Consider the following 12,777-nt stretch of genomic DNA (forward strand, 5'->3'; position numbering starts at 1 on the left):
CAGAGCGCAGCTCCGGACAATGGCAATTGCTCTTTTCCTTGCTGTTCGTTTCGCTGGCAGTCGAGGACGATACGTTGATGCGCTTCCCTGTAAAAAATCGCCCAATTCGATAAGGAGTAAAAATGGCGAAGATACTCGATACACGCGGCCTCAAATGGCAATTCCAGAAAACGAACGGTATCGATACCATCGTTCTCGTCAATGACTCACCGCAAGACGTGGCCATCTCGGCGCTCTGGTTCGAGGCGAATATTTCCATCGGCGTCGGGCTCGGCCAGCAGCGCAATCTGACGGACGACGCGACTGCCGAAGTCAGGAAAGGGCAAACGCGCCAGGAAGACAGGGACAAGCCGATAGAGGAAAAGCGCCTCAGCGACATGAAGGTCCATCTTTTCCGGGAAAGGATGTGGGACCTTACCTACAAGAAAAAAATGGACGCTGGCATGGCCTTTTGGACAGTCGCCGATGTGTATCTGAATCCCTGGGGGACGCTGTGTGTGACGAGCCAGGACGATGGGGTGTTCAGCCGAACCTCCTTCTCCGCAAGCCCGGTCTACCTTTACCAGTTTGAGTACAAGAAACCAAGATCGATTGCCGCCAATCTGCAGAAGTCGCTCTCGTATGTCAGCAGTTTCGCGTGCCTGGAATATGGTTCCTACATCAAGAACCTGAGCACGCTACCCAAGGTCTGGGTCCGCTTCCCAGATCAGAGTGATCCTGTGCAAGTTCCCCTGGACCTGATCGACCTTCAGATGAGCGGCAAGCGGCGTCGCACGATAGACAGCTCCAGCCGGAACATCATCAAGTCCGCGGCTTTTTCGCGGCGGGCTCTGGGGTATTACGCAAATTACTTCGGCTACGGCCGCGATGTTTTCATCCGCGATCTGCCGTTCGAGCATATCAACGAAATTTCCTACGGCATGTTCAGCATGGACCTGAACGGGAACCCCGTCAGTTCCGATCCCTGGGGCGACGACTGGCAGCTCAGTTCCCTGCAATTCATGAAGCAGTTGAATCCCGAGCTGAAAGTCCATCTGATCGTCGGCGGGTGGCCGAAGGAATTGCCGTTCGAAGTCCTCACTGTGAACGACAGGGAAGAGGCGAAGCGTATCGGACGGCACAATCCGGCGGCGCAATTCACGATCTATCTGCCTCCCGCCGCCCCTACTGGCGCGCTGGCTCAGAATGAATTTTATGTGCGGCGCTGGGTTGACGCGCCCGATGGAAATGGCGGCATCATGCCGCCGGATAGCGAGCCGCAAGGCCATCCCGCAGGTGTCTACCCGGAACTTTATCAGCAACTGCTGCCGGGCTGGTACAAGGACATGGATCAGCACAGGCAGTTGTTCATACAGGACTGGTTGTCCACGCAGTTCAATATCAAGATCCTGCCTGCGGCCGATCTGTTTTCCTACATCGGCAAGACCCCGAAGGCGGTGCAGAATTTTGCCCGTTCCCTGGTGCGCGCCGTCATGGTGCTCGGCTTCGACGGCATCGAGCTGGACTGGGAATACCCGTCCGAAGCGGATGGTCCCGGCTTTGTCGCCATCCTGGAGGCATTGCGTCAGGCGGAAAAGGACCTGCAAGACCCGAGCCAGAAACAGTTTCTGCGTGATGCGTGGATCGAGGTTCCGGACGACAAAAAACTCCTGCTCTCCATTGCGGCCCCGGCCGACCCGAAAAAGATCAAGAGGCTGGACAAGTATTGGCTCAAGATCGGCAGCCTGGTCGATACCATCAATGTCATGACCTACGACTATGGCGGTACGTGGCTCCAGAATTCAGATTTCAACGCGCCCATGCGTCCGGTTTCCACGGCAACGCCGGCAAGCGGGTATGAAGCGCCGAGCGGCGTGCGAGAGACGATGACGGCAATGCTGGGGTACGCGGACAAGCTCTGCTTCACGCGGCGGCAGTTGTCGCTGGGGCTCGCCATCTATGGCCGGGGGCTGGAAGTCGACGGTGTCACGCGCCCGGCGACGGTTTCCGAGGCCGACTGGAACAGCGGCATCAACCGGCCGGTCCGGAAGGCTGCGGACGGGCAGTTCAACGACGGCACCGGCACCTATCTTTACAATTACATCGCGACCGAAGTCCGCAAGGGCAGCGCCTCCGACAAGCTCCCCGGCCTGGTCGCCTCGTCTTACCTGCACCCGGTGGCGCGCGCGCCTTACCTGTTCGTGAAGGGCGAAGGCGGACGTCAAGATACCCTGATCACCTACGACAACCCCAATTCCGTCCGCGAAAAAATCCGCTACGCCAAGCAGGAATGCCTGGGCGGCGTCATGGCCTGGGACCTGTCGGGCGATCTGCCGCCAGACGATCCGCAATCGATCCTGCGCGCCATCGGCGATGAAATGCGGCAGGAGCGCCCGGCCTCGCGCGCCGAGGTGCGGAAGCAGAAGGAAGCAACCCTGATGGCTGCGACAGCGCGCGACGGCGGTTCCTTGCCGAACCAGCGGCTGTGGGGTGTCGCGCGCGACTATGCGGGCACTTCCGTATTGCGCGAAATGCCGCAGGGCGACCGGCTGTGCGCCGTCGCCGCCTTGCCAGGCGGACGCATGGTCGTGGGCCGCGCCAGTGGCGTGATGCAGTTGCTGACGCCCGATTACAGCCAGACGCCGTGGCAGTGGCAAGTGACGGCGGCCTGGAAACATGCGAACAGGGCGATTTCCCTGCTCGACCTGCCGTCGGGACGCATTCTCGCTCTGCTTGCGGACGGTACGCTGCTCTGCCTGAGCGCCGATGTGGATGGGCAGCCGCGCGAGCATCTGGTCAAGAAACTTCCCGAGGCGCAGGACGCCCGGCTGATCCCGGCCAAGGGTGAACAGGCCTTCCTGGTGCAGAACAATTCTCTGCTGGTCGTCAACATGGGCGCAGACGACAATGCGCAGGATCGCGTGGGCGGTTACGGATTGACCGGACCGGATGGCGCGCGGGCAAATATAGCGTGCGCGCTTGCGCTGCCGGGCGGAATGATCCTCACGGGCGGCGCGCGGACCGATGGTATTCCGACCGTCGGCGTCTGGGCAATCGAGACGGGCACGCCGGTCTTCAAGGGCTCGCCGCCGCGCAGCCAGAACGAGGATTGGGGCGACATCGTTTTTCTGGCCAATCTGTCGGACGGCTCCGTCGCCGCCCTTACAGCCAATGGCAATTATCAGGTCTATGGACCGTCGGCCTTTACGCCCGGCCATCTGCAACCGGCCCAGTGGAGCGTCTTCGCGCCAGATCCGCTGGCCGGGCGTGCGCTGACGGCGCTGCCGCAAGGCGGCTTCCTCAGCATCACCGACGGCGTCTACATGTTGTGGAACAGCCTGCCGAGCGGCGGCTATATGCTGGCCCAGCGCTTGCCTGCCGAGGGCGTATTCCAGGGCGTGGCCGTGCTGGACGACGGTACGGTGATCATCGCGCGCGACGCGGAGAGCTTCCTGCATATCGAGGCGCGCGGCTGGCCGCGTCCGGAAGCCCTGCTGCGTTCAAGCTGGGACTGGCGCGAGCAGGAAAGCGGCTATTCGTGGCTCCACCATCTCGCCGCCAACGGCAACGCCGGCGCGCTGGCACAGGCCCTGGCGGCGGGCGCGCCGCCGGAACTGGCTGACGATACCGGCGCTCAGGCGATCAGCCTGATCCGCACGGCGCTGGAGAAAGACCAGTTGAAGAGCCTGCCGCCGCTGCTGGCGGCCGGCGCGCCGCTCTGGTCCGTGCCGGACATCGCCGACGGCAACTTCTTCAATGATGAAACCCTGGCCGGCTTGCTGCCGGCCTCGCTGCTCGCGGCCTATCCGCATTTCGTGCCCGAACTGCCGCCGGAAACGCCGGCAGTCATTCCGGCCGAGACAGCCGGCTTTCTTTCCGATAATCCACGGCTGGCCGCTACCATCGTCAGCACGCTCGTGCCTATCCTGCCGGCGATGGCGAAGGCGGTCCAGCGTGTGATCCAGGACTTCGCCGTCGATGACGAACTGCTCAAGACAGCGGCGGGCGGCGGCTCCGACCAATTGATGCATCTGATTGTGGACGAGTCGAAGAAATCCACCGAAGCGCAGGAAGCCGAGGGCGTCGGCGAGGATTTACGCCGCGTGCTGGACACACTCAAAGGCAAGCGTTTCGAGGACGGCGACGCGTTGCGCAAAGCCATCGACGACAACTGGAGCGCCGCCGACAAGACCCGGCCGTGGCGGGTGTCCGAGTGCGATCAGGTCATCAATGCCGCCGCGCGTCCCAAGCGTCCGGACCGTTACAAGATCGATGGCGATATCGCCCTGAACGAACAGGCCCTGGCGCATTTCGCCAAACTGGTGGAGGCCGGATGGCCGATCCAGCAGGATGGCAAGCCGGTTTCCCTGATGGCGCACGCGCCGGCGCATTACCGCATCGTGATGGAAGCGGGGCGCAGCGCGCTGACGCCGGATGGCTATGACGCTCCGCTCCTGCGCGCCGACAAGGAGACCTTCACGATGCCGCCGACCGCGGCCAGCCTGCTGCAAATGGCCCCCTTTATGGCCGACTCGCTCGCTGCTGTCGCCAATAGCCTGGTATCCGGCCTCGGTGCGCTGGTGCATGCCTATGTCGGGAACGAGCGAAGGGAAGGGCGTCTCGCCGTTGCCGATGTCGCCGCCGTTCAGGACCCCTATGCGGCCCTGGCCGACTTCGACGGCGGCTCCGCGCTGGCTGGAACGGCGATGCAGGAATTGATCATCGAGGGCACGGTGTCGCCGCGCGGCGGACGGCTGTCGGCAAAAGCGGCTGTGGCCTTCCTCGCCCGGCATGCGGCCGATCCCTGGATTCCCCAGGGCAGCTGCAACGCCTTCAGCCAGGCCTGGACTGCATGGTCGGCAGACTCGCTCTGGCTGCCGCTCGACCCCAGGGGCTTGCCGGAACAGACCGGCAACGGCGTCCTGCCCCCCGAGCGTGGTATCGCGCAGGCGAAGTCGGGCCGGAGCTTCGACGGCCCGCCTGATGCGCCCGATCTCGACGACAGCCGCAACCGCCAAAGCATGGCGCTGCTGCGTGCGACCCAGATGAAGCTGAAGTTCCAGGCGTGGCAGAACGGCATCCGCTTCGACAGTACGGTCGAGGATAGGGAAATCCAGCGCCGGAAAGACAGTCCTTTTGTGCAGAGGATGGACAATCTGGCCGAGGACATCGCCATGAAGGATATGGTCCTCAACCGGTCGCGTTCGCTGCGCAGCATCCTGGACGATCTGGGCCAGAAACCTCAGGACAACATGTCGATCAACGACCTGAAAAAGCTGGGCTTCTTCGGATTGAAGCCGCCGGAAGGTTTCGGCGAAACGGATGTGTTGCCGGCGGGTACATTCAAGGACGTGATCGATAGAGAGAACAAGCGGCTGCTCAAGCAGGAAGATGACACGGCAACCCAGCGGGCGGACTCCGCGAAGCAATTGCGCTCCCTCTACCGCAAGCAGGCCAGCGATCCCCTGCGCCAGAAGTCGCTGGTCGAAGCGCGTGCGCAAAAGGCCCAGATGAAGTCGGCCCAGCGCATGATGACCAAGATGCAGGACTATGCGATGGTGTCCGAGCAGATCCTGGTGTACGGCACCCAGGCCATCAACTTCCTGGAGGACAAGGGACTCAACAAGGCCGTCGCGTCGCTGCTGCGCAATGTACTCCATTACGCCAACATGGCCGTGCAGATCGGCACGGCGCTGGCCACTGTTGGCTATGCCTTCCAGCAGATGCGCGCCATGCAGGCCATCGGCTCGATAGGCAAGGGTGGCGGCGCGATGATGATGCTGTCCATCGGCTTCACCGCTTTTTCCCTGATCAAGACCGCCATTTTCGGGGCGGACCCCGATCCGCTGGAAGAAGTCTACAAGGCACTTTCCAAGCAGATCGAAGAGATGGCGAACACCATCCTGAAGAGCCTGGAAGCCATGTCCGAGCAGATGGACAGCATGGGTGCGGGCATCAACAAGCGCATCGACGGCCTGGAAGAAAAGATCGACGGGCTGGCGCGCGAACTGGGACAGCAGGTTGCCGACATGTCGAAGCTGATGGACGAAAACTTCGCCCTCGACCGCGCGGAAATTCGGCAATCGACCGCGCAGGTGCTGCTGGCCATGCAACGCGGCTTCGATACGATGAACCGCCGCTTCGACATGCTCGAAGACCGTCTGGAAAACGACATCCGCCACCTGGAAGAAGTGATGACGGTCAGCCTCATGAACGAGTACGAGGAAATCGATATCGCCATCGACAAGTCGGAACGCGACCAGGTCTGGGCTCCGGAGCCGGTCGCTGTTCTGGCCGATGATCCGAAGCGCCTGGTCGATTATCGCAATGCCCTGGTCAGCGGCGTGCGCAACAAGCTGCTTGGGCTGGCCCCGCAGCAACTGGAAAATGTGCTGGATTCCCGCTGGCTGCAGGACTGGCCGCTGGAGGTGGGGACGGCCTCGGCCTGGGCCGGCGCCGTCGCGATCAACCGTATCGGCGACTGCTACGACTTCTATGTCCGGCGCGGCACTGGCGCGGACGCCTCTCGCGGCCGCATCTACTTTTCTTCCGTCTATGGACACAAGCTGGCGGACCGGCTGCTTTGGGTGTTGCAAAAGATTTTGCGCTTCTCCGGTAACGTGGGGTCGATGATCGAAGACCTCGACGAACTGATCATTGAGCCGGCGGAACGCACGAAGGCTTTCCTGACCGGGCTGAAGACGGACAATGCTTTCTTCGGCGCGCTGTTCGACGACTACCGCGATACGCTCGATGACGTTGCCGGCCGTTGCGCCGACATCCTGCCGGGCGACCTGGTGCAAAACTGGCGTCTGCCGGCGCAACGCCTGGGCGATCACGCCTTCCTGCAAGGGCTGATGTTCGACCGCCTGCCGCTGCTGTCGCTGGCCGATCTGGCGGCGGAAACCGTATCGGCGACGACGCCGCTCAGGCGCGACCGGTACCTGTCTTCGTTCGACCTGTTCCTGAATGGCCCCGCCCTGGGGTGGCGCGCGCGGCGGGTGCTGCGGGTGCTGGCACTAGCCCATGTCTTCAAGGTGGCCGATCTGGAAATCACCGACGACAAGGAAACGATCACGCTGTGGGTCGGCTTCCGGGGCGTGCGCCAGCCGGTGGCGCAACTGTCGCTGGTGGCGGACCAGATCGTGGACAGCCGCTTCACGATGACGGGCAATAGCCTCGCGATACGCATCGCCCGGGCCTGCCGTCCGGAGCAGCAGCGGGCCGTAACCGCGTACAACGCACGCATCCGTGCCGAGGCGAAAGGGGAACTGGCGGCGCTGGACGACAGCGTGGCGCGGTTGATCCAGTTCATGACGCTGGCCGGCCTGTCGGAAGCCGGAATGGCCGAGGCGTTGAGCATGCTGTGGAGTTCCGGACGAATCGACTCCTACTTGTCGGAGCAGATCGCAGCGCCTGACGGCGGAGCGGCGGCAATCAGTCCGCCGGTTGCTGTCGTCCTGCGCAGCGGGCGCACGACTTCAGCCCGCTCAGAAACCGTGCTGCGCGAGGCGTTGGCAGCGCTGCCGTCCTGGCCGGCAGACGATGCCCGTCGCGATCCTCTGCCCGCTCACCTGATCGAGGAAACGGAAGATTTCCTCACGCGGGCAAATGCGTACAAGGACAGGTTGAACGACGCTTTCGTGCCGCTCCTGCCGTCGTTCGACACGCTTGCGCCGGTCGAGATTGTGAGGCTCGACGCCGCTGAAAGGACGGCCGCATGAGGGGAGGGCTTGCGGACAGCCTGGTTTTATAGGACCTTCGGTATTTTTCTTATTCCGGACTTTTTCCGGAATGGCGGCAACGGGTGGGAACGGATGGGGAGCGAGGCGCTGACGGCGCAGCGCTCCCTGTACGCCATGCCTTCGATACTTGCCGAATGGAAAATTAAGAATACTCATCCTGAACGATGACCCTCCGGTCATTTTCTAAAATGTAGCGTCGGGGGCATTTCTGGGACTTGATAATTCCTGAATTTTGCCAAATTTGCCAATGCCTTGAAAGTCGTGGAGCAAGCAATGCCCTATCTCGCCAGGAATGCGCACATCCTGGTTTTCCATTCCTTCAGACTGTTTATCGTCGCGATAGGTATCGTCGGCATCAAAAGCAGGACGGAAAGCTGCATCGCTTTCGCCGATTACGCATCCGCTACCAACTGCGGACTCAATCAAATGCATCGTTACAGAAAAGAAATGATGCGAAAGAGAACTCGAATCGATTGCTCCGCGCCCCGCGAAACCCGGGATTTACGTTGCAAGAGGCTTAGCCACGGAAGCGTGCATGGAGAAATTCACTGAAGGCCAAGCAGTTTTTGCTAGCGCGCGGTATCCGCACGGTGCAAGTGGTGGCCCGTTCTGCCGGAGACAACCGTTTTGATCCAGCCAAACTCATGGACTTTACGTTGACAGGGGCAAGCGGCCAACGCATCCCGCTGTCGCAGGTAGGCAAGGTCGACGTGCGCGCTGAAGAAGCGATCATCCGGCGTCGCGACCGGACGCCGACCATCACCGTGCGCGGCGACATCGCCGATGGCTTGCAGCCCCCGGACGTGTCCAGTGCTATTACAAAGCAGCTTCAGCCTATCATCGACAAGCTGCCGGCTGGCTACAGGATCGAGCAGGCCGGCTCCATCGAGGAATCGGGCAAGGCAACGACCGCCATGCTGCCGTTGTTCCCTATCATGCTGGCGGTCACGCTGCTGATCATCATTTTTCAGGTGCGCTCGATTTCGGCGATGGTCATGGTATTTCTGACCAGCCCGCTGGGGCTGATCGGAGTGGTACCGACACTCATCGTGTTCCAGCAGCCATTCGGTATCAATGCACTGGTCGGACTCATTGCCCTATCAGGCATCCTGATGCGCAACACGCTGATCCTGATCGGCCAGATCCAGCATAACAAGCAGGCTGGCTTGGATCCCTTCCGTGCGGTGGTCGAGGCAACCGTGCAGCGTTCCCGTCCCGTGATCCTGACTGCGCTGGCAGCCATCCTGGCCTTTATTCCGCTAACCCATTCCGTTTTCTGGGGGACGCTCGCTTACACGCTCATCGGCGGCACATTTGCGGGCACGGTACTCACACTGGTATTCCTGCCAGCCATGTATGCCATTTGGTTCAAGATTACGCCGACAAGCAATGTTGAATCGAACTGATCTGTCGTTTTGCACCATTGTATTGGAAGGATGTGCGATGTCGCAGTCTGCTGTCGTCGTTGTCACCGGGGTGTCGTCTGGAATCGGCGTGCCGGTGCGGAACATTTCGCCAGGCGCGGCCGCACGGTGTCTGGCACCGTGCGCAGCCTCATCGACGCAGCGCCCCTGACCTTGCAACGTTTCACGATGATCTCTTAAGCAACAGCCCGCGTAGTAGTAATTCCAAGGCCGCAACTCCCTCGATCAATCGCACCCTGCCTTCGTCACCGTCTGCGATCCAGAACGCCGCTTCTGCCAGACTGCCGTAAATCAGCGAAGCCAGTGCCCGTGGGCAAGCCTCGGCCACGATGCCTTGATGAATCAGTTCGTGGATAATCCCTTGCATCGACTCGACGCAATGGCGCTGCGAGTCCGGTGACGCACCACCCAGTACCGCCCTGGCATCGCGTAAAACGATGCGCTGAATTTCCGGCTCCAGGGCCATCTCCAGATAGGCACGACAGCGACTACGAAAACCTTCCCACGGATCGTCGGCCCGTTCGGAGATGGTTTGCAGGCGGTCATCCATTTCCGCGTCGATCTGTTCTACCACCGCGAGCAGCAAGCCCTTCTTGTCGCCAAAGTGGTGATACAGCGCACCACGCGTTAGCCCTGCCTGCGCAGTGAGGTCGTCCATTGACGTGTCGGCATAACCGCGCTCGCCGAACACTTTGCGGGCAGTGGCTAGCAACGATGCACGGGTTTCTTCCATTTCTGCACGGGTGCGGCGAACCATTGCTTCCTCCTTACATACGCTACGTATGATTGTTTACATTCAAGGCGTATGAATGTATGATTTATTCATACGCCATGTATGTATTATCACTGTAGCGTGTCTTCATTGCAAGTGCAGCATGAAGGGGATCGAGATCGATACGCCATGGCAGAAGATGCCTGCTGTGTCCGCACCACGGATTTTTCCTTCCATTTCATGGCAATTGAACAACACCTACCCGATACCGTCTTTACCGGCAAAAGCCGTCTATCTGATTCTCTAACGAAGGATATGAACCATGAGTACGTCTCCCTGCGCTGTAACAGAAACCTCTGTCCGTCACCCGTGGCTGGCGATCACCGCCATAGGTATGGCCACCTTCTCGGTAGTGACAACGGAAATGCTCCCGGTCGGCCTGTTGACGCCGATTGGTGACGCCCTGGACACCTCCACCGGAACCGCTGGCCTGATGATCTCGCTGCCAGCATTACTGGCGGCCTTGTTCGCTCCATTGCTGGTGATCGCATCGGGAAGCCTGGACAGGCGCAAAATTCTATGTGGTTTGCTCAGTCTATTAGTGATCGCGAACATTGCCTCGGCATTGGCACAAAACCTGGCGTGGATGCTGGCTGCGCGTGTTCTCGTCGGTTTTTGCATGGGCGGAATCTGGGCCATTGCCGGTGGCCTCGCTTCCCGTCTTGTTCCTGCTCCCTCAATCGGCCTGGCAACGTCGATTATCTTCGGCGGAGTAGCGATCGCTTCCGTCCTGGGCGTGCCGCTTGGCGCCCAAATCGGTGACTTTGCCGGATGGCGCTGGGCCTTTGGCGTCATGGCGCTGTTTAGCGGCCTGGTACTGGCGTTCCATCTGGCCGTCATTCCTGCGCTGCCTGCTGCCAGTTCGGCAACCTTGCGTCAATTCGGCAAACAGTTGTGCAACCGGAAAGTGCAAGCAGGGCTGCTTCTGACCCTGTTGCTGGTGACGAGCCATTTCGTGGTCTTCACCTTTGTGCGTCCGTTGTTGCTGTCAGTGTCGGGGTTTGATGTGCAATGGCTAGGAGCACTGCTGTTTTTCTATGGCTGCGCGGACATCATTGGAAACTTCCTGGCTGGTGTCGTTGCGGTGCGGCGCACGGCGCCAACCATCATCGCTATCGCGAGTGGCTTGCTGCTCACGCCGCTACTATTCTTGGCAGTCGGCGACTCCAGGATCGGCGCCGGCTTGGTGTTGCTAGCTTGGGGACTAGCCTACGGCGGTGTATCGGTCGGCCTGATGACATTGATGATGAAGGCGGCACCCCAGGCAGTGGAGATAGGCGCCGCGCTGTACGTGAGTGTATTTAATGTTGCCATTGCGCTCGGGGCATGGGCCGGTGGACAGGCAGTCGACAGGCTAGGCCTTTCCACCAACCTCTGGACCGCAGCAGGATTCTCTGCTGCTGCCTTGCTGCTGTCGTTTGGTATCAGCTTTGTTGAGCATCGAATGAAGACTGACGACAGGCAGCTTGGCTCTGCAATGCACTGACAATGCCAGTCTCGCCCAATAGTGAGGCGTCTCGCAGTCGGAGACGCCATGCGGTATCTATATTGGCACAGTCTTTCAGAGGCGGTACAGACTGCCGGAGCCAACGCTGTCCACCGGTGTGCCGTCCGTGCAGCCGGCCATCGGCAAACCCTGCGCCCATCCGGCTGCCAAGGCATGCACGTCACGCAAGGGATCGGACGCCTTGGCGCGCTCATTGCGAATGCGGCAGGTTTCAGGATCAGTGGCAAACAGGCCACGCGCGAAAACGCGACCCTGCTCGGCCAGCTTCGCGGTCTTCGGCCCGCGGATCTCCGCGAAGCGCAGCAAGGCTGCATCGAGGCGGCCGTCCGTCCCGGCCAGACACCGCGCCAGATGCCAGGCGTCTTCCAGCGCCTGACAGGCGCCCTGGCCAGATGTCGGCAACGGCGCGTGCGCCGCATCCCCCACGAGCAGCACATTGGCCCGGCTCCACGTGTGCAGTGGCTCCAAGTCGTGCACGGCAATCAGTCGGATGGCATGCACCGGTGTCGCCTGGATGATGCGGGTGACAGGTTCCGGCCATCCCGCGAACAGATCCTCAATTTCCTTACGCATATCCGCTGCGGGCGCTGCCCCCGGCAATGGCCGTGCCTGCGCCGCCGCCCAGTAGACCAAATCCGGCCGGACCGCCACGCAACCGAAGCGATCACCCGCACCCCAATAATCCTGAATCGCGATATCGTCCACCAGTGCACTCTCCGCCTGCGCCACACCCACCCAGTTCACGAAGCCCTGATAAACTGGCGTGTTGTCCCCCGCGACGAACCCCCGTGCCACCGAGTCCATGCGGCCATCGGCGCCGATCAGCAGATCCGGACGAATGCTTACCCCGTTTTCGAACCGCGCTACGGCTTTGCCACTAGCATCGAGGTCGATCGCCACCGCCCGATGCCCGAATTCTACCGGGATCCCGGCCTGTGCCGCATGATCCAGCAGTACCGCCTGCAAGTCCCGGCGCAAAATCGTATGGGTCGGATGTCCCATAATCTGGTCTAGCAGCGCAATATCGATGCCCCCCAAAGAATTGCCTGCGGCATCCTGACGGTGCATGGCCACTGGCCGGCCTCCCACTGCAGCGATGTCTTGCAGCAGCCCTAGTTCCTCTAGCACAAAGCCGGCGTTGGGCCAGAGCGTAACGCCAGCCCCCATCGTCGCTGGCCCCGCCCGGCGCTCATATACGCGGGGACTGTACCCCCGCTTGCTCAAGGCAAGCGCCACGCTCAACCCTGCAATGCCGCCGCCAAGTATTCCGATTTCCATGCTGAAGCTCTCCTATTCAATCTGTCCCGACGTGCCGCCGGCGGCGATCCATCGGACGAGACGGCATCTTAG

General features: G+C 61.2%; 5 protein-coding genes and 1 pseudogene. 3 read left to right on the forward strand and 3 right to left on the reverse strand.

Annotated features, from left to right (window positions below):
- Positions 1 to 122 precede the first annotated feature (122 nt).
- Positions 123 to 7,703 carry a glycosyl hydrolase family 18 protein gene (locus tag AC1RDJ_RS05640; RefSeq protein WP_493026840.1) on the forward strand — a complete coding sequence of 2,527 codons (7,581 nt, stop codon included), beginning with the start codon at positions 123 to 125 and terminating at the stop codon, positions 7,701 to 7,703.
- A gap of 204 nt (positions 7,704 to 7,907) precedes the next feature.
- Here the strand turns inward: AC1RDJ_RS05640 and AC1RDJ_RS05645 are convergent, their stop codons facing one another.
- Positions 7,908 to 8,150 (reverse strand): hypothetical protein, encoded by a 243-nt coding sequence (locus AC1RDJ_RS05645; protein WP_493026842.1) that lies wholly within the window; start codon positions 8,148 to 8,150, stop codon positions 7,908 to 7,910.
- Between the two features lie 155 nt (positions 8,151 to 8,305).
- Here AC1RDJ_RS05645 and AC1RDJ_RS05650 point away from each other — a divergent pair.
- Positions 8,306 to 9,130, forward strand: a pseudogene (locus AC1RDJ_RS05650) (efflux RND transporter permease subunit); the annotation flags it as partial.
- Positions 9,131 to 9,311: 181 nt separating this feature from the next.
- Here the strand turns inward: AC1RDJ_RS05650 and AC1RDJ_RS05655 are convergent.
- Entirely contained in the window at positions 9,312 to 9,905 is a 594-nt protein-coding gene (locus AC1RDJ_RS05655; RefSeq protein WP_071323325.1) for a TetR/AcrR family transcriptional regulator, read from the reverse strand.
- 277 nt (positions 9,906 to 10,182) lie between these two features.
- Here AC1RDJ_RS05655 and AC1RDJ_RS05660 point away from each other — a divergent pair, with 277 nt between their 5' ends.
- A complete protein-coding gene (locus tag AC1RDJ_RS05660; protein ID WP_493026844.1) occupies positions 10,183 to 11,406 on the forward strand; it encodes an MFS transporter in 1,224 nt (407 codons plus the stop codon).
- Between the two features lie 75 nt (positions 11,407 to 11,481).
- On the opposite strand, the gene AC1RDJ_RS05665 is transcribed toward AC1RDJ_RS05660, so the two are convergent.
- Complete coding sequence (locus AC1RDJ_RS05665; RefSeq protein ID WP_493026845.1) at positions 11,482 to 12,705, reverse strand: FAD-dependent monooxygenase; 1,224 nt, start codon at positions 12,703 to 12,705, stop codon at positions 11,482 to 11,484.
- Positions 12,706 to 12,777: the final 72 nt, after the last annotated feature.

This window comes from Janthinobacterium sp. GW822-FHT07H10, from assembly GCF_058798675.1.